Source organism: Labrys sp. HAY1-8F, from assembly GCF_056754975.1.
On sequence record NZ_JBPGWZ010000002.1, the window covers coordinates 2926096 to 2943694 of the forward strand.

Consider the following 17599-nt stretch of genomic DNA (forward strand, 5'->3'; position numbering starts at 1 on the left):
AACGAGATTTAGTTTGCTGCTACTCACAACAAAATAAAAGAAAAGAAGCATGATCAGGCCGGCTTGTCCCGGATGGGTTCCAGCCGGCGCAACAGGGCAGGAATCACCATGGACAGACTCGGTATCCATTCCTTCGTGTGGACAGGCGGCACCACGCAGCAGGATCTCGAAGGCGCGATGGAGAAGTCGCATCGCCTCGGCTACAAGCTGATCGAATTTCCCCGCCTCGATCCCAGCAAATTCGATGTGTCCTGGCTGGCTCGGCGCCTCAGGGACTATGATCTCGCCGTCACCGTCACCATGGGCTTGCCGCTGGAAGGCGACATTTCCAGCGAGGACGCCGCCGTGGTGCGCCGGGGCGAGGAGATCCTGTCGGATGCGGTCGCCATCACGCGCGATCTCGGCGGGCACAAGCTCGGCGGCATCATCTTCTCGGCGCACACCAAATATCGCAGCCTGCCAACCCGCAAGGGCTGGGACAACAGCGTGGCCACGCTGTCCCGCCTGGCCGACAAGGCCAAGCAGGCCGGCGTCAGCCTCAACCTGGAAATCGTGAACCGCTTCGAGACCAACCTGCTCAACACCACCGCACAGGGCCTCGCCTTCATCAAGGATACCGGTTCGGACAACATCTTCCTGCACCTCGACACCTTCCACATGAACATCGAGGAGGCAGACCCCGCTCAGGCCATCCGGCTCGCCGGCGACAAGCTCGGCTATTTCCACATCGGCGAGAGCAATCGCGGCTATCTCGGCTCGGGCGTGATCAATTTCCCCGCCATTTTCGACGCCCTCGTTGCCAGCGGCTACCAGGATTGGGTGACCTTCGAGAGCTTTTCCTCCGAGGTGGTCGACGAGGATCTCTCGATCATCTGTGCGATCTGGCGCAATACCTGGACGGATAATGTCGAGCTGGCCCGCTGCGCCAAGGCCTTCATCGACGATCGCTATGCCGAAGCCCGGCGCAAGGCCGAGACGGCGCGCACGCCGTGAACGCGACTTGGAATGCGACCTGGAACGCAGCCCGCTTGCACGCCCGCCCGAGGTGCGAACTGCATTCCGGTCCATTCATGGAACAGACCGGGGTGACGATATTCTAACGCCTTGTTTCGACGCGCCTTTACGCGGTTTGCCGATTCCATCGGACCGCAAGACGCTGTAGTCTCCCTTTCCCATCCTGGAGCAAACCGCGTTCGCGGCTGAACGCTGTTTGCTCTAGTTCCCTGTTTGGATGCGTCTTTGCGATTCTCGGCGACTCCGTCTCGTCGCAAAACGCCTTAGCGGACCTCCCCATTTTGGCAACGCCGCAAACCGTCCGTCATCTCAATGAAATCAGGGCCCTTAATGCCCTGTTCCGCGATGCGGGCATGAGCCGGGCCGACCTCGCCCGGGCACTCGGCCTCAACCGTTCGACCACCGGCAACATCATCACTGGCCTGATGACGGAGGGCCTTGCTGTCGAGCGCCGCGACGAGCCGCGCGGCGAGAATGCCGGCAAGACCGGCCGCCCCGGCATCCGGGTGCAGATCGACCCGGCCGGCGCCAGCTTTCTCGGCGCCGAGATCGGCGTCGATCGGCTCACCGTCGTCATCATCGACATGCTGGCACAGGAGATCCTGCGCCTCACCCTGCCGTTCCCGACCTATCAGGAAACCCCGGAGGTCGGCACCGACCGCATGGTGGCGCTGATCGCCGAGGCCGTCGAGAGCCTCAACCGCCCCGAGCGCCTGCGTGGCCTGTGCGTGACCCTGCCGGCCCTGCTCGCCTCGGATGGCACGGTGATCAACGGGCTGATGCTCGGCTGGCGCGACGTGAAGCTGAAGACGATGATCACCGACAGGCTGAAGCGGCGCTGTCCCTCCCTCGATCCCGTCATCTCGATCGAAAACGACGCCAATGCCTTTGCCATCGCCGAGACCTACCGCGACACTGCGCATCGCTCCGAGACCGTCGCCTTCCTGCTGATCGAGAACGGTGCCGGCGGCGGCATCGTCATCGGCGGCAGGCTGCTGCGCGGCTCCGCCGGCTTTGCCGGCGAGTTCGGCCAGATCGTGCTCGGCGGCGACACCATCCAGGCCGGCCGCTCCAAGCCGGGCCATCTGGAAAGCTATATCGGCAAGGACGCCATCCTCGGCTTCTACCGCACCCAGGGCGGCGAGGCCGATCTCGACAGGCTGCTGCAAGGCCTCACCCTCGGGGAAAGTACGGCGATCACAACCGCGCGGGTGTGGGGCGAGCGGCTCGCCGCCGGTTTGATCCAGGTTACCAGCGTGCTCAATCCTGGCCTGATCATTCTCGGCGGCTCTGTCGCGCCGGTCTTCAGCCATGTCGCGGCCGAGGTCGCCCAGGCCATGCAGCGCGAACTGCTCGAGGGCTTTCCGATGCCGCGCATCGAGGTTTCCGGCCTCGGCGTCGAGGGCCCTGCCCTCGGCGGCGCCCTCCTGATGCATCAGCGTATGTTCTCCATTGACGAGAGCGCGATCTATGCCAGCGAACAACCGATCACGCTGTTCCAGAGCTGATCCTGTTCCCCTTTCTCCGATATCGAGGAATCATCCATGCTTGCAGGCAAGATCGTCACCATTGGCGAAATCCTGGTAGAGATCATGGCCACCACCACCGGCAACGGCTTCCTGGAGCCGCAACCATTGGTCGGCCCCTTCCCGAGCGGCGCGCCGGCGATTTTCATCGATCAGGTCGGCAAGCTCGGCCACCCCGCCGCGATCGTCTCGGCCGTGGGCGACGATGATTTCGGTACGCTGAACCTCCAGCGCCTCGATCGCGATGGTGTCGACGTCTCCGCCGTGGCCGTGCATGCGGGAGCGGCAACCGGCAGCGCCTTCGTGCGCTACCGGCCGGACGGCGGCCGTGCCTTCGTCTACAATATGCGCGACAGCGCCGCCGGGCGTATCGCCGCCACGCCCGAAGCCGAAGCGGTGCTCGCCGAGGCCGGGCATCTCCACGTCATGGGATCGGGTCTGCCGGTCCCAGCCGTCGCCGAGATGATCCTGAAGACCCTGCCGGGGCTCAAGGCGCGGGGCGGTACGGTCTCCTTCGACCCCAATATCCGGCGCGAGACGTTGCGCGACGGCAGTAAGGCTGTTTTCCATACCGTGCTGGCCGCAACCGATCTCTTCCTGCCCTCCGGCGAGGAATTGTCACTGTTCTCCGGCGAGACCGACGAGGACAAGGCGGTCGCGGGCCTGCTGGCGGCGGGCGTCAAGGAGATCGTGCTGAAGCGTGGCGCCGGCGGCGCCAGCCATTTCAATCGCGACAGCCGCACTGACATGCCGGGCTTCGCGGTGACCGAGATCGATCCGACAGGCGCCGGCGACTGCTTTGGCGCGACGTTTCTGGTGGCGCGCCGGTTCGGCAAGTCCGTGACGGAGGCGCTGCGCTATGCCAATGCCGCAGGCGCCCATACCGTGACCGTGCAAGGGCCGATGGAAGGGAGCGCGGACTTCGCCGAACTCGACCGCTTCATCGCCCAGGCCGCCAACGTCTGAAGCAGGGAAGTCCCACCTTTGTTACAAAACTGTCGCAAGGCGGGGATAGCCTAGCCCTGCATGGAGCCTCTCTCGCCCTGCCGCGGCCCGGCTAGGTTCTCCAGCAGCGTTCTCTAGCCGGGCCGTGCCCGCCCATCGGGCAAGCCCGTGGCGGCACAGCGCCGGCCGTCGATTTGTCAGGCGGATCGTTTCAGCATTCTTCCGAGCGCAATCAGCACACAGGCGCCGATGAATCCGGCAATGAGGTAGCTAACCCAGCCGCCAAGCACCACGCCGAACATGCCCAGCACCAAATTGGCGACAGCCGCGCCGATGATGCCGAGGATGATGTTCATGAGGAGGCCCATATTGCTCTTCATGAACATCTCGGCCAGCCAACCCGCCAGCCCGCCGATAATGATGGCTCCGATCCAACCCACCTGCGGATTATCCATGCTGCACCCCTCTGTCAGGCCTGACGCCAAACACGCCCTTGGAAGGCTATTGCCCGCGATGGGCGACTGTCCTCCGGATCGCAAGGCGCTTTGACATCGAAACGGAACCCTTGCTGGTCCCAGGGTGGAGAACGCGTGGATCAGCCCATGGTTCCATGCCAGCGGAAGTGGATTCCTTTCGATCAAGCCACAGGCACGATCGAAAGGAATCCGCAAGATACCGGCTATTTTCGGAGCTTTCCGACGAGGCCCATCCGCGGGCCTTGCCGGAGAGCTCTGCTAGGGGATGCCGACGCACGGCAGCCAATCAGGAGGCCCGGCCAGCGGGCCTCCCGACTATGAAGCCTAGCGGGCTCAGTAGCCGTAATAGTAGCGGCGGTGGTAATAGGGCCTGTAATAGTAGCGCGGCCGATAATAGCGCCGATAGGGGCGATAATACCGATAGGGCCGGTAGTAGCGCGGCCGATAGTGGCGGCGGTAGTAGTAATACTGCGCCTGCTGAACCTGGGCCGAGCCCTCCAGTGCATTCGCCATGGGGGCCGCCCGCTCGACCGGTGCCACCGGCAGGGCCGAAGACGGCGTCGAGGTGACAGCCAGTCCGCCGAGCATCATGACGACAGCGAACAAGGCCTTGAGTGAAAAGCGCATGCTTTATCTCCCTTTGCTTGGCATCTCTTGCCTCGGTCATCTTCGCCGATCCCGGCCACCTAGACTATCGCCTGCGAAACACAGGACCAGGCGGGCTCGGCAAGCTGCAGTCGAACTGCGATGATCCACCGGCATGCGAGATAACCGAACGGAACGCCATCGAACTCTAGGCGCTCGCCCGGATGGAGGCAATGCAATCCTTCGAATCGGCTTGCGTCGGGCAATAAAAAAGCCCGCTTGCGTGCCAGCGGGCTTGGTGGAACCAAGCTTCTCATCGTTGAAGCTTGGGAGGAAGTGGTGGAGCCAGGCGGGATCGAACCGCCGACCTCTACAATGCCATTGTAGCGCTCTCCCAGCTGAGCTATGACCCCACTTTTCAAAGCAGCCTGGGAGCTGCTTCGGTGTCCCTCGGCGTCACCGCCGACGGGCCGCTCGTTTGTCACGTTTCGCGGCCCGATGCAAGACGTCTTGCGAAGAAAATTTGGAAAATCTTCCGATTGGGAAAAAGACGCGGCTCCATGCTGGCTCCGCGTCTCCGGCGAGGCCCGCTGCGAGCCTCAGCTTTCCTCGTCATCCTCGATGCCGTCGCCGATCAGATCGGTGACATCGTCGTTCTCGTCCTCATCTTCCTCGAGGAAGGTATCGTCGGCCACCGGATCGTCTTCGACGTCGATATCGTCGTCGCCGACCACCGTCTTGGCGGTGCTCGCCTCGTCATCGGCCTCCTCGAGGCTGATCAGTTCGGCGTCCGCTGCGGGATCGAGATCGGTGTCTTCCTCAGTCTGGTCGACTCGCGGCGCAACCGCCTCGGGACGACCACGCAGCAGCGGCGCTGCGGCGATGACGACCACCTGGCCGGTATAGGGCGAGATGATCGGATCCTTGTTGAGATCGTAGAATTTGCGCCCAGTCGTCGGACAGACGCGTTTCGTGCCAAGTTCGGGTCTGGCCACGGCGTATACCTTATGTCGGAAATCGAAGTGCGAGGCCGCTACAGACTAGAAGCGTCCCTGTCAATGAGAATCGCAAAGATGGCGTTTTTTCGCGATCTGGCAAGGGCTTGAATCAAGATTTCCTGGCACCGCCGGCTTTGCCCCCTCGGGCCATCCATGCTAGGGCGTGTGGCCGGACCGAACCTGCCGGGTGCGCCATGCAGGAGTGAGAATCCCGCCATCGGCATTCGTCCTTGCCGTAGACCCCTTCCATCGCTCCGGAGCCGCCTCTTGCTCACATCGCCCTCCCAGACCGCTTCGCCTTCCGCGCGCCGGTCCTCCGGGGCGGCCGACAGAAACAAGGCCGAGGGCGAGGAGAGCATCGGCCTGCTCGCCCTGATTCTGGCGCTGCTCAGCGTGGGTGAGACACGCATCGAGGGCCTGGTGGGAAGTCGTGACGTCGTGGCGATGGCGGAGGCCTGTCGCAGGCTCGGCGCCGCAATCGAACGGGGTGGCGATGCGGCCTGGTGTATCCGTGGTGTCGGCGTCGGCGGCCTGCTTTCGCCGGAGGGCAGCCTCGATTTCGGCGGGTCGCTGGCAGGTGCGGTGCTGATGATGGGCGTCATTGCCAGCCATGGCATCACGGCTACCCTCGATGGCGACGCCACGCTGCGGACCTGCCCGATGATGCCTGTATTGACGCCTTTGACGCGGATGGGTGCCGAGATCGTCGCCGCCGCCGAGGGTGTGCGCCTGCCCCTGACCTTGCGCGGCGCGGTCGATCCTGTGCCGATCCTCTGGCACGTGCCCGATAGCGGCGCCTCCTCGCCGGTGCCCCCGAACCTGGTGAGTGCGGCGGTGCTGCTGGCCGGCCTCAATGCGCCCGGTGAGACCGCCGTCATCGCGCCGCAAGCGACAAGCGAGGCTGTCTCGAGCTTCAGATCGCCTGACGATGCTGCGCATCTGCTCCGGCTGTTCGGGGCCGATGTCGCGATATCACCCGAGGGCACCGGACGCCGTATCGTGCTGCAGGGCCGCCCCACGCTCCGGCCCGCGGTCGTAACCCTGCCGGCGAAAATTCCGCCTTCCTCCCCCTGATGTGTAATCTGGTGCCCCATTATGATCATTGCCATTGATGGTCCCGCCGCGTCCGGAAAGGGAACCCTGGCCAAGCGCCTGGCCGCGCATCTCGGCCTGCCTCATCTCGATACCGGCCTGCTCTATCGCGCCGTCGGGCGGGCGGCGCTCGACGAGGGCCTCGACCTCGAGGATGCAGACGCCACCGCCGAGATCGCGGACGGGCTCGACGTCGCCAGTTTCGACGAGAGCCGGCTACGCGGGCGCGAAATGGGCGAAGCGGCCTCCGTGGTCGCCGCCCATCCCAAAGTACGCAAGGCTCTGCTCGACCTGCAGCGACGCTTCGCCCATCAGCGCGGCGGCGCCGTACTCGATGGGCGCGACATCGGCACGGTCGTCGCCCCCGGCGCCGAGGTGAAGATCTTCGTGACCGCCGATGCCGAGATCCGGGCGAAGCGCCGCCATCTCGAACTGGAAAAACGCGGCGATGCTCCCCCCTTCGAAGCCGTCCTCGCCGATATCCGCAAGCGCGACGCGCGTGACGCCGGACGTGCCGATGCCCCCCTGAAGCCGGCGCCCGACGCCCATGTGCTCGACACCACCGCCCTCGACGTCGAGAGCGCCTTTGCCGCCGCTCTGGCGCTGGTCGAGCGGCACCGGCGCTGAAACAAAACGGGCGGTTTGGGGCCGTCCGCTGCATCAACCCTTGATTTTATCGGCCAGGACGCTGATATCCCGGCCGAACATGAGTTGGAAAAGGTGAAATGACCAACAAGACCAAACCCGAAGCCAAAGCCGAGACCCGCACTGCGGCCGAGTCGGCCGCCCCGGCGGCGCCGACGGCGGACAGCACGGGCCAGGTTGGTGGCGAACAGGCCGGCGCCGACCAGACCGCCGTGAATGACGAAGCATTCGAGGTCCTTGCCAAGCTGCAGGCCGAAAATGCCGAGCTGAAGGATCGCCTGCTGCGCACCTTGGCCGAGGTCGAGAATGTCCGCCGCCGCGGCGAGCGCGAGCTCAACGATGCACGCCAATACGCCATCGCGAAGTTCGCGGGCGACATGCTTGGCGTGGCTGACAATATGGAGCGCGCTTTGGCCAGCGTACCCGCCGGGGCACGCGAGACCGACGAGGCCGTCAAGGCTTTGATGGAAGGCGTCGAGCTCACCGAAAAGGAAATGCTGCGCTCGCTGGAAAAGCACGGCGTCAAGAAGCTCGACCCGAAGGGCGAGCGCTTCGACCCCAATTTCCACCAGGCCATGTTCGAGGTGCCCGATCCTTCCGTGCCCAACGGCACCGTGGCCCAGGTGGTGCAGGTCGGCTATTCGATCGGCACGCGCGTGCTGCGCCCGGCCATGGTCGGCGTCGCCCGCGGCGGCCCGAAACAGGCCGCCGAGGCCGAAAAGCAGGCCTGATCGTAACGACGGAAACGCCGACCTTTGTCATGCCCGGGCTTGACCCGGGCATACGGATGCTTGGCTCTCCGAAGAACTAGCCGGGATTGCCGGGTCAAGCCCGGCAATGACAAACGTCGCGTATTTTCAAGTACAGGCGTGCCCTCAATATCCGGCCGCCAGCCCTGATTCGACACGGCTATCCATGGCGCCGTTATAGCGGGCGCCATCACCTTTCTTGATGGTGGCGAGATCCTTGCCGCCGACCAGGATGCCGGCTGCCTTGCCCCAGACCGGCCATGCCGGATCGCCTTCGTCCACCTTGTAGCCCATCTCGACCAGCAGCTTGATAGTGTCGGGCGAGAGAGCCTGCGGCTCGGTATAGATCTGGTCGGGCAGCCATTGGTGGTGGATACGCGGCGCGTCGACCGCTTCCTGGATGTCGAGACCATGGTCGATCACATTGAGGATGGCCTGCAATGTGATGGTGATGATGCGCGAGCCGCCGGGGCTGCCGATCACCATGAAGGGCTTGCCGTCCTTGGTGACGACGGTGGGGCTCATCGAGGAGAGCGGCGTCTTCTTGGGTTCGATGGCATTGGCCTCGCCCTGCACCAGGCCGTAGAGATTGGGCACACCGGGCTTGGCGGTGAAATCGTCCATCTCGTTGTTGAGCAGGATGCCGGTGCCTTCTGCCACCACGCCGGCGCCATAGGAACCGTTCAGCGTGTAGGTGACGGCGACGGCATTGCCGTCATTGTCGATGATCGAATAATGCGTGGTTTCCTTGGACTCGCCCATGCCCTTGGGCATCAAATCCTTGGAGACGCCAGCCTTGTAGGGATTGATCTTGGCCCGGATCTCGGCGGCGTAGTTCTTGTCCAGCAGATGCGGGACGGGGTTCTTGACGAAATCGGGGTCACCGAGACTGGAATTGCGGTCGACATAGGCATAGCGCATCGCCTCGACCATCAGATGTACGGTGTTGGCCGAATCGGCGCCGAGATAGGAGAGCGGATAGCCCTCCAGCACGTTGAGGATCTCGCAGATGATCACGCCGCCGGAACTCGGCGGGGGTGAGGAGATGATGTCGTAGCCGCGATAATTGCACTTCACGGGCTCGAGCTCGCGCACCTTGTACTGCTCGAAATCCTCTTTCTTCAGGATGCCGCCCTTGGCACCGGAAGCCTTGACGATGGCATCGGCGATCGCGCCCTTGTAGAAGGCATCTTGGCCCTTCTCGGAAATGGCCGCCAGCGAAGCGGCGAGATCGGGTTGCTTGAAGGTGTCGCCAACCGCATGGGGCGAGCCATCGGCCTGGAGGAAGATCTTGGCCGCGTTTGAATCACGCTTGAGCCAATCGGCATTCTCCTTGACGGAGGCAACGTCGCCCTGGCCGAGTACATAGCCATCCTTGGCATAGCGGATGGCTGATGCCATCAGGTCCTTGCGCGGCAGGGAGCCATATTTCTCGCGGGCATATTCGAAGCCGGCCACCGAGCCGGGCACGCCGACGGCGAGATAGCCATCCGTCGAGGCCCCCTTTACCGGATTGCCCTTGTCGTCGAGATACATGTTCTTGGTGGACGCGGCCGGCGCCCGCTCACGGAAATCGATGAAGGTCGACTTGCCGTCCTTGGTGCGGATGGTCATGAAGCCCCCGCCACCGATATTGCCGGCTTCAGGCCAGACCACCGCCAGCGTGTAGCCGACCGCGACAGCGGCATCGATGGCGTTGCCACCTTTCTTGAGGACATCCACGCCGGCCTGGGTGGCCAGGCGCTGGGTGGTGACGACCATGCCGTGCTCGGCCTCCACTGGCGCCGGCGAAGCGGCAAAGGCTCCGGCAAGCGGCGTAAAGGTCAGCGAGACGGCGAGGCCGGCGACGATCGCCGGACGGACGTGATGCATAGGCTCCTCCTCTGACTGGCGCGGCTTCCGCCCCCCGAGGCCGGAATGTCGCGCCCATTCCTTTGAAGTTCAGGGCCTGATTCGAACCAGGTCGGGCGAAGCAGGCTCTGGCTGTCCCGGTTTACCCGGGAATGCCGGTCTTCTCGGCGCGGCCGCTCCCCAAAGCCGTCTCAACGACCCGCCGGCAGCTCACGGCTCCGAGGGCTTCATTGCTAAACGGGATTTCGGCCTGCGTCGATAGAACCGTATCTTCCTGGCATTCAGCAGTATCGGGCGCGGTTCAGGTGCTTCCGGCCGGCATGCTGGCCAAGGCGGCATCGACGGCGTCCCCCAGGCGCTCGACCGCGGCATCGACCTCCTTGCGTTCGATGATGAAGGGCGGCGCCAGCAGAACATGGTCCCCCTGCGCACCGTCGATGGTACCGCCCATCGGATAGACCATCAGCCCTCGCGCCATCGCTTCGCCCTTGACGGCGGCGTGCAGCTTGAGGGCGGGATTGAGAGGCTGCTTGCTGCTGCGATCAGCGACGAATTCGATGGCGCGGAACAGGCCCCGACCCCTAACATCGCCGATATGGGCATGGTTGGCAAAACGCTGTTCCAGCCGTTCCTGCAGGTGATCGCCCATGGCCTCGACATTGGCGAGAAGACTATCGCGTACGATTGTTTCCTGCACGGCCAAGGCGGCGGCCGCCGCCATGGGATGGCCCACATAGGTATGGCCGTGTTGGAAAAAACCCGATCCTCCGGCGAAGGCCTCGAAGATGGCAGCGCTGAGCAGGACGGCGCCGATCGGCTGGTAGCCGCCACCAAGGCCCTTGGCGATGGTCATGAGATCGGGCACCACACCTTCCTGCTCGCAGACATGTAGCGTGCCCGTGCGCCCCATGCCGCACATGACCTCGTCCAGGATCAAGAGGACGCCGTGGCGGTCGCAGATGTCGCGGATGCGGGTGAAATAACCGGCGACGGGCGGCACGGCGCCAGCGGTGGCACCCACCACCGTTTCCGCCAGGAAGGCCATGACCTTGCCCGGCCCCAGCTCCAGGATCTTGTCTTCGAGGGCCTGCGCGCTCCGGACCGCATAATCCTCCTCGCTCTCGCCCGGTGCCTGGAAGCGATAGGCGAAGCAGGGGTCGATATGGTGCGTTTCGAGCAGCAGCGGCTGGAACTGGGCGCGCCGCCACTGATTGCCGCCGGCGGCGAGCGCCGCCAGGGTGTTGCCGTGAAAACTCTGGCGCCGGGCGATGACATGCCGGCGCTCCGACTGGCCCCTCTCGACGAAATATTGCCGCGCCATCTTCAAGGCCACTTCGATCGCCTCCGAGCCCCCACTGACGAGATAGACCCGCTCGATCCCGACGGGCGCCTGGGCGATCAGGCAGTCCGCCAGCCTCTCGGCGATCTCGGTGGTGAAGAAGGAGGTATGGGCATAGGCGAGTCTGTCGAGCTGGCGGTGCAGGGCCTCCAGCACGGCGGGGTGGCCATGGCCGAGACAGGAGACGGCGGCCCCGCCAGAGGCATCGATATAGCGCTTGCCGGCGGCATCGATCAGTTCGATGCCCTGCCCGACGGCGACCGGCATGACGGCATTGGCGGCGCGGTGGAGCAGATGGCTCATGGGGAGGCTCCCGGGAGTTTCGGCGCTGGGCGTCAGGTCAGATGGGTGCCGAGGGCGGCCAGATGCGCATCCGTCCGGCGCAAGGCGGCGAGCGCCGCCTCGCCGTCATGGCCGGCCACCAGCGCGGCCAGCACTTCGGCCGCAGCGAAGGCAGGCGTCACGGCATGGAGGAAGGAGGGGCTCGCGGTCGGCATGATGAGGTGATGGCGGGAGATCCTGGCGAGCGGCGCCACTTCGCTGTCGGTGATGGCCAGGACGGACAGCCCACGCGAAGCGGCATGCTCGGCGAGTTCGAGGGTGAGGCGCGTATAGGGCTGCAGGCTGACAGCCACCATCACGTCACCCGGGGCGGCATCGACGAGAGCATCGGCCCCGATGCCGGCGATTCCATCGAGCAACATGCTGGGCCTGCCGATCAGGGTGAGTGCATAATGCAGATGCCAGGCGACGGGATGGCTCGCCCGCAGGCCGAGACAAAGGATACGGCGCGCCGAGGCAAGGGTTTGCGCGGCAGCGGCGAATGCGGCAAGGGGCCTGCCTGCCACAAGCCCGCCGAGCTGGGCGCTGAGCATGCCGAGCATGGCAGTGGCCAGTCCTTCGTCACCGACGCGCCCCTGCCGGGCGAGATGGTCGCCCGCCTTGCCTGCAAAGCCCGTCGGCACTTCCCGCAGCGTATCGGCGTGCAGTTCCCGCAGGGCCTCGTAACCGTCAAAGCCCAGTTGGCGGGCAAGCCGCATCATGGTCGCCGGCTGAACGCCGGCACGTCGCGCCTGTTCCCGCATCGACAGCAGAGCGACATCGCGCGGATTCTCCAGCACATAGCGCGCGGCAGCCCTGATTTGCGCCGGCATTGCGTCGAAGCCCCTGACGATCTCGCCGGCCAAGCCGTCGAGATCCACAAGCCCGTTCATGCCCATGCACTCCGTCGGAAGGATTATTGAAACAAACGTATCAGATGCTATCGTATTGATACAAATGAAGCCTCGCTCGGAGACGGATTTTGTCGGTTACGCTGGATTGTACCCCGCGCTTCATTGCCGTCGCCCCCAATGGCGGCCGGCGTACCAAGGCGGACCATCCGGCCTTGCCGATGACGCCTACCGCCCTGGCGCAAACAGCCACGACCTGTCTCGAGGCCGGCGCGGCCATGATCCATGTCCATGTCCGGCGCAACGATGGCGACCATTTGCTCGATGCCGAGGCCTATCGCGCCGTCATCACCGCGATTGGCGCCGTGACAGGCAAGGATCTCGTGGTGCAGATCACCAGCGAGGCGCTCGGCCTCTATTCGCCCGCCGAGCAGAGAGCCGTCATCCGCGCCACCCGGCCGGAGGCCGTATCGCTCGCACTGCGCGAACTGGTGCCTGACACCGCCGAGGAAGCCGCCTTTGCCGAATTGCTGCTGTTTCTCAGGCTGATCGGCGCCATGCCGCAGATCATCCTCTACACGCCGGACGAGGCCAGACGCCTTGCCGAGTTTCAACGGCGGGGCCTCATTCCTTTCGAGAAACTGCCCGTACTCTATGTGCTCGGCCGCTATACGGCGGACCAGACCTCACAGCCCGACGATCTCCTGCCCTTCCTCGCCGAGGGCATGCCCCGTTTCGATCCCTGGAGCCTCTGCGCCTTCGGGCCGCAGGAAGTGGCTTGCGTCACCGCGGCAGCGCGGCGGGGCGGGCACGCCCGCGTCGGCTTCGAGAACAATCTCCACCGTCCCGATGGCACGCTGGCCCGGGACAACGCCGAATTGGTGGTGCTGGCACGCCAGGCGATCGAGGCCGCTGGCTTGAGGATCGGTGATGCCGACGCCCTGCGTGCCGCGACACTGGCGACATGAAAAAGGCGGCCGAGGGGCCGCCTTCAACACGAAACAGACGCTAGAACGTCCGCTCGAATAAATAATTCTGGCCTCAGGCGGCCGAGGCCGAAACCCAGCGCGACAGTTCGCCCTTGGGAGCAGCGCCGACCTTCTGGGCAACGGGCTTGCCGTCCTTGAATATGATCAGCATGGGAATCGACATCACCCGGAACTGCGAAGCAATCTGGGGGTTCTCGTCGACGTTCAGCTTGGCGATCTTGACCTTGCCGGCCATCTCGGTGGCGATCTCGTCGAGAGCGGGCGCGATCATGCGGCAGGGCCCGCACCACTCGGCCCAGAAATCGACGACAACCGGCTCAGCCGAATTCAGCACGTCATTAGCGAACGAGGCATCCGTGACCTTGATCGTGTTGGCACCCATTTCGAGAATCTCCACAGCGGGAATGGCGGAATCGCCATGCAAATATCCGTTGCCCTCAAGCTAGGAATGCACCGGCCCAGCGTCAAGAAGCGGAACGGCTTCTCGCGCGAATGTGCACGGCTGATATGCAGATTCGCAGCTATTACCGGCCCAAACTGGTGAAATAGAGGAGCCTGCATACTATCAAACATTCGCAGAATTTCCTGGTGAGGCCCACGAATGGGGCCTCGCCGTGAAATTCTGCTTATCCGATCACCACCCGCGTATCCGACATGCCTCGGTGACGGATGAGTTGGTAGAGCGCGGCGGCGTGGGACGGCGCTAGCCGGATGCAGCCATGGGAGGCAGCACGGCCGAGCTGCTTGACCGAATAGGTGCCGTGCACGGCATAGCCGCCCTTGAAGAACACCGAATAGGGCATCGGGGAATTGTCGTATTTCTTCGAGTAGTGCATGCGCTTGAGCAGCTTGGGGCGGTATACCCCGCGCGGGGTATAGTAGCCGCGCCTTGCCGTCGACACCGCCCAGATTGCTTCGACATTGCCATCGACGATCACGGTCATGCGTTGCCTGGCAATGTCGACCTTGGCCACGATGCCCGCGGAGGCCGGCGCGAGCGGGCAGAGCGCGGCGACAAGAAGCGTGAAGGCAACGGTGATCCAGCGGAAGCTCGCGCTCAGATGCAGGGCAGGCATGACAGGTTCCTCGATACGGTTCGCTGACATTGGCCGTCCCGGGCCTTCATTCGCCATGCGCTTTTGCACAGGATGCAAATCCACCCGAAACCGAACAAAGCATGAATCGAACATGGTTAATTTTCGGTTTCCGCCCGCCGGCCGACGTGATGCGAAACCCGAGGGATTGCCGCCCGATGCTGCCGTTCCAGCAAAGACAGGATAGGATGGCGTCACGAATCACTTCGCGGGAGCATGCATGCGCCGTTTCGTCAGGATCTTCCCGCCGTTCAAGGCCGCCCTGCCGCTGGCGGCGCTGCTGACCCTGGCGAGCCATGCGCCGGCCCTGTCGCAAGACATCACCCCGCCTGGCTACAAGCTGCCGCCGCTCGGCGCGGTGACATCAGCCACGCCCGCCAAGCAGCTCTTCGGCCGCGCCGCGACGCCGGCCAATGTCGGCCTCGGCTCGATCGGCTTCTATGCCAAGGGCTGCCTGTCGAACGGCGTGGAATTGCCGGCTGATGGTCCGACCTGGCAGGTCATGCGGCCTTCGCGCAATCGCGCCTGGGGCAATGCCGCCGTGATCCGGGTGGTGAAGAACCTCGCCGCCAAGGCCCCAACCGTGGCCGGCTGGCCCGGCATCCTGATCGGCGACATGGCGCAGCCGCGCGGCGGCCCGATGCTGACGGGCCATGCCTCGCATCAGATCGGACTCGACGCCGACATCTGGCTGACGCCGATGCCGGATCGCCGGCTGAGCGTCGCCGAACGCGAGACCAAGAGTGCCGTGATGATGGTGCGTTCCGACCGGCTCGACGTCTCGCGCTCCTGGACGGCGGGCCAGATGGGCATCGTGCGCGCCGCCGCCCAGGATCCGGCGGTCGAGCGCATCTTCGTCAACGCAGCCATCAAGAAGGCGATGTGCCGCGATGCCACCGGAGATCGCTCCTGGCTCGGCAAGGTGCGCCCGATGTATGGGCACGACTATCATTTCCATGTCCGCATCACCTGCCCGCGCGGCAGCCCGACCTGCACGCCACAAAAGCCGCCGACAGGCGATGAAGGCTGTGGCAAGGAACTCGATTACTGGTTCTCGGATGCGGTGCTGCATCCCAAACCGCGTCCCAAGCCGCCGCACCCGCCGCGCCAGCTCACCCTGAGCGATCTGCCCGCCGCCTGCAGCCAGGTCATCGCAGCGCCGTAGGAATGGCCTGACCGCCACCGGCCTGTTTCCCGGCCTTGCCCGAGGTCGAGCGAAACGCCATTCTCCCGCTTGCCGGGGAGACGGGTATTCTCCATCCCGCTGCCTTGCATGATCGGGAGGGAGTCGGATGGCCGATCGATTCGATCTGGCGGGCCGCAAGGCCCTGGTAACCGGCGGAGCGCGCGGTATCGGTGCAGGCATCGCCGAAGCCCTGGCCCAGGCCGGCGCCGACGTAATGATCGGCGACATCCTCGAAGATCTCGGCCGGCAAGCCGCTTCCAGCCTGGCGCGCCATGGCGGCGCCTACGGCTTCGTAGCGCTCGACGTCACCGACGAGGCTCAGTGGGAGAACGCCGTCGCGACCACGATCGAGCAGATCGGCGGCTATGACATCCTGGTGAACAACGCCGGCGTGGAAGTCACCGCTTTGGTAACCGAGATCGAGCCCGACAGCCTGCGGCACATGTTCGATGTCAATGTCGTCGGCACGCTGCTTGGCATGAAGCACGCCTTCCGAGCGATGCGGCCGGGCGGAGCAGCCGGCAAGGGCGGTGCGATCATCAACATCGCCTCGGTCGCAGCCACCATCGTATTCCCAACCATAGCCGGCTATTCCGGCAGCAAGGCCGCCGTCGACCGCATCACCCGCATCGGCGCTGCCGAAGCCGGCAAGCTCGGCTATGGCGTGCGCGTCAACTGCATCCATCCCGGCCTGATTCCCACCGAGATGGGCCGGAAACTGACGCAGGATGTGGTGGAAGCCGGGATGTTTCCGGATACCGGCGCGGCGGTCGGTCATGTCGTCGGCCAGACGCCGCTGGGACGGCTCGCCGAGATCCGCGAAGTGGCCGACGTCGCCGTCTTCCTCGCCTCCGACGCCGCCAGCTTCATTACCGGCGCCGGCATTCCGGTCGAAGGCGGCATGAGCAGTTGAGCGGCGCCACACCGGCGGCCTCAATCGTCGGGATGGCCCGCCTTGGCCTGCAACAGGTCGGAGAAGGCCAGCAGCACGCCCGATATCATGAACACCATATGGATGCCGACCAGCCAATAGAGGTCGCGGTCGGTCAGCTTCTCGATCTGCATAAAGCCTTTAAGCAACTGGATCGCCGAGATCAGCACGATCGAGGCCAGCAGCTTGAGCTTGAGGCCGGCGAAATCGACCTTGGTCATCCAGTTCGGCCAGGTCAGATGTTCGGTGCCGTCGATCTTGGAGACGAAATTCTCATAGCCCGAAAAGATCACGATCAGGATCAGGCTGCCCAACAGGGCTAGGTCAACCAGCTCCAGCACGCCGATCACCGTCTCCTCGGTCGTGAAGCCATAGGCGCCAACGACATAGTGGAGCAATTCCTGCCCGAATTTCAGCAGAACGACGAATAGGGCGATGACCAGCCCGATATAGAAGGGCGCCAGCACCCAGCGCGATGCGACGAGGCAGCGCTCGATCATTTTTTCCATGTGGAATCTCAACCCGATTGAACAATCGCGCGCAAAATAGAGGGACGCGCCCGGCGAGGGAACCCAGCCTTGCCAAATTGTAATGCAGGCACCGAAGTGGGTGTCGGGCGCTTCCTGCCTCACTTCACGCGCAGGATCTCGACCCCGGCCATGGCGCCCGGCACGGCGCGAGGCTTTTCGACATGCACGCGCACCGCGGCGGCGCGGTCGAAGGCAAGGCAGCGCTGCGCCAGCCGCTCGGCGAAGGTCTCGAGGAGATCGGCATGGCTGGCGGCGAGTTCACGCCCGATGGCAGCGATCTTGTCATAGTCGATCGTGCCCTCGATATCGTCGTCGCCGAAACGTGCTTCAGCCAAAGTCAGCTCGACATCGACGATCAGGGGCTGGGTCACGCCCTTCTCATGCTCGTAATAGCCGATATGGGCTTCGAGATTGAGGGCGCGCAGAAAGACGCGGCTATAGGATCGCGGTTCGGTCATGAAGGCAGCAATGCCACAC

At 64.4% G+C, this 17599-nt stretch carries 19 protein-coding genes and 1 tRNA gene; 9 read left to right on the forward strand and 11 right to left on the reverse strand.

All coding sequences use genetic code 11. From position 1 onward, the window contains the following. Positions 1–108 precede the first annotated feature (108 nt). From ACR9ZN_RS22595 to ACR9ZN_RS22605, 3 genes are all read left to right on the forward strand, one after another. The gene (locus ACR9ZN_RS22595) at positions 109–993 is read left to right on the forward strand and encodes a sugar phosphate isomerase/epimerase family protein (protein WP_481273227.1); all 885 of its coding nucleotides are present in this window, start codon (positions 109–111) and stop codon (positions 991–993) included. Positions 994–1295: 302 nt separating this feature from the next. Next, a complete protein-coding gene (locus ACR9ZN_RS22600; protein WP_481273228.1) occupies positions 1296–2522 on the forward strand; it encodes an ROK family transcriptional regulator in 1227 nt (408 codons plus the stop codon). Between the two features lie 36 nt (positions 2523–2558). Further along, on the forward strand, positions 2559–3506 hold the full coding sequence (locus tag ACR9ZN_RS22605) for a tagatose kinase (protein WP_454811265.1): 948 nt from the start codon (positions 2559–2561) through the stop codon (positions 3504–3506). A gap of 176 nt (positions 3507–3682) precedes the next feature. Here ACR9ZN_RS22605 and ACR9ZN_RS22610 read toward each other — a convergent pair whose 3' ends face one another. The 4 genes from ACR9ZN_RS22610 to ACR9ZN_RS22625 all read right to left on the reverse strand — a co-directional run bounded on the left by ACR9ZN_RS22610 (position 3683) and on the right by ACR9ZN_RS22625 (position 5541). Next, the gene (locus ACR9ZN_RS22610) at positions 3683–3940 is read right to left on the reverse strand and encodes a GlsB/YeaQ/YmgE family stress response membrane protein (RefSeq protein ID WP_481273229.1); all 258 of its coding nucleotides are present in this window, start codon (positions 3938–3940) and stop codon (positions 3683–3685) included. A gap of 354 nt (positions 3941–4294) precedes the next feature. Next, positions 4295–4588, reverse strand: coding sequence for a hypothetical protein (locus ACR9ZN_RS22615; RefSeq protein ID WP_434958677.1), 294 nt, complete (start codon positions 4586–4588; stop codon positions 4295–4297). A 295-nt stretch (positions 4589–4883) separates the two neighbouring features. After that, a tRNA-Ala gene (locus tag ACR9ZN_RS22620) sits at positions 4884–4959 on the reverse strand. A gap of 186 nt (positions 4960–5145) precedes the next feature. Beyond that, positions 5146–5541 carry a TIGR02300 family protein gene (locus tag ACR9ZN_RS22625; protein WP_481273230.1) on the reverse strand — a complete coding sequence of 132 codons (396 nt, stop codon included), beginning with the start codon at positions 5539–5541 and terminating at the stop codon, positions 5146–5148. A 270-nt stretch (positions 5542–5811) separates the two neighbouring features. Between ACR9ZN_RS22625 and ACR9ZN_RS22630 the strand changes: the two genes are divergently transcribed. The 3 genes from ACR9ZN_RS22630 (at position 5812) to grpE (ending at position 8012) form a co-directional block, all read left to right on the forward strand. Continuing rightward, positions 5812–6618, forward strand: a complete 807-nt coding sequence (locus ACR9ZN_RS22630; protein WP_454811268.1) for a 3-phosphoshikimate 1-carboxyvinyltransferase — start codon at positions 5812–5814, stop codon at positions 6616–6618. A 21-nt stretch (positions 6619–6639) separates the two neighbouring features. Then, positions 6640–7263 (forward strand): (d)CMP kinase, encoded by a 624-nt coding sequence (cmk, locus tag ACR9ZN_RS22635; RefSeq protein ID WP_454811270.1) that lies wholly within the window; start codon positions 6640–6642, stop codon positions 7261–7263. Positions 7264–7361: 98 nt separating this feature from the next. Beyond that, positions 7362–8012, forward strand: coding sequence for a nucleotide exchange factor GrpE (grpE, locus tag ACR9ZN_RS22640; protein WP_454811272.1), 651 nt, complete (start codon positions 7362–7364; stop codon positions 8010–8012). Positions 8013–8156: 144 nt separating this feature from the next. Here the strand turns inward: grpE and ggt are convergent, their stop codons facing one another. The 3 genes from ggt to ACR9ZN_RS22655 all read right to left on the reverse strand — a co-directional run bounded on the left by ggt (position 8157) and on the right by ACR9ZN_RS22655 (position 12422). Beyond that, complete coding sequence (gene ggt, locus ACR9ZN_RS22645) at positions 8157–9902, reverse strand: gamma-glutamyltransferase (RefSeq protein WP_441770911.1); 1746 nt, start codon at positions 9900–9902, stop codon at positions 8157–8159. A 280-nt stretch (positions 9903–10182) separates the two neighbouring features. Further along, a complete protein-coding gene (locus ACR9ZN_RS22650; protein ID WP_481273231.1) occupies positions 10183–11523 on the reverse strand; it encodes an aspartate aminotransferase family protein in 1341 nt (446 codons plus the stop codon). A 32-nt stretch (positions 11524–11555) separates the two neighbouring features. After that, positions 11556–12422 (reverse strand): MurR/RpiR family transcriptional regulator, encoded by an 867-nt coding sequence (locus ACR9ZN_RS22655; protein WP_441771184.1) that lies wholly within the window; start codon positions 12420–12422, stop codon positions 11556–11558. A gap of 101 nt (positions 12423–12523) precedes the next feature. Here ACR9ZN_RS22655 and ACR9ZN_RS22660 point away from each other — a divergent pair, with 101 nt between their 5' ends. Beyond that, positions 12524–13360: a beta-keto acid cleavage family enzyme gene (locus tag ACR9ZN_RS22660; RefSeq protein ID WP_481273232.1), complete on the forward strand. Its 837-nt coding sequence runs from the start codon at positions 12524–12526 to the stop codon at positions 13358–13360. A gap of 73 nt (positions 13361–13433) precedes the next feature. Here ACR9ZN_RS22660 and trxA read toward each other — a convergent pair whose 3' ends face one another. Together trxA and ACR9ZN_RS22670 are read right to left on the reverse strand one after the other, a co-directional pair. Further along, positions 13434–13763, reverse strand: a complete 330-nt coding sequence (gene trxA, locus ACR9ZN_RS22665) for a thioredoxin (protein WP_434958685.1) — start codon at positions 13761–13763, stop codon at positions 13434–13436. Between the two features lie 244 nt (positions 13764–14007). After that, on the reverse strand, positions 14008–14457 hold the full coding sequence (locus ACR9ZN_RS22670; protein WP_454811278.1) for a L,D-transpeptidase: 450 nt from the start codon (positions 14455–14457) through the stop codon (positions 14008–14010). Positions 14458–14695: 238 nt separating this feature from the next. Here ACR9ZN_RS22670 and mepA point away from each other — a divergent pair, with 238 nt between their 5' ends. Both mepA and ACR9ZN_RS22680 read left to right on the forward strand, forming a co-directional pair. Then, positions 14696–15640: a penicillin-insensitive murein endopeptidase gene (mepA, locus tag ACR9ZN_RS22675; RefSeq protein ID WP_454811280.1), complete on the forward strand. Its 945-nt coding sequence runs from the start codon at positions 14696–14698 to the stop codon at positions 15638–15640. A gap of 127 nt (positions 15641–15767) precedes the next feature. Next, on the forward strand, positions 15768–16574 hold the full coding sequence (locus ACR9ZN_RS22680; protein WP_481273233.1) for an SDR family NAD(P)-dependent oxidoreductase: 807 nt from the start codon (positions 15768–15770) through the stop codon (positions 16572–16574). Between the two features lie 20 nt (positions 16575–16594). Here the strand turns inward: ACR9ZN_RS22680 and ACR9ZN_RS22685 are convergent, their stop codons facing one another. Continuing rightward, a complete protein-coding gene (locus ACR9ZN_RS22685; RefSeq protein ID WP_441770906.1) occupies positions 16595–17101 on the reverse strand; it encodes a TIGR00645 family protein in 507 nt (168 codons plus the stop codon). Positions 17102–17220: 119 nt separating this feature from the next. After that, positions 17221–17580 (reverse strand): dihydroneopterin aldolase, encoded by a 360-nt coding sequence (gene folB, locus ACR9ZN_RS22690; RefSeq protein ID WP_434958690.1) that lies wholly within the window; start codon positions 17578–17580, stop codon positions 17221–17223. Between the last annotated feature and the right edge of the window lie 19 nt (positions 17581–17599).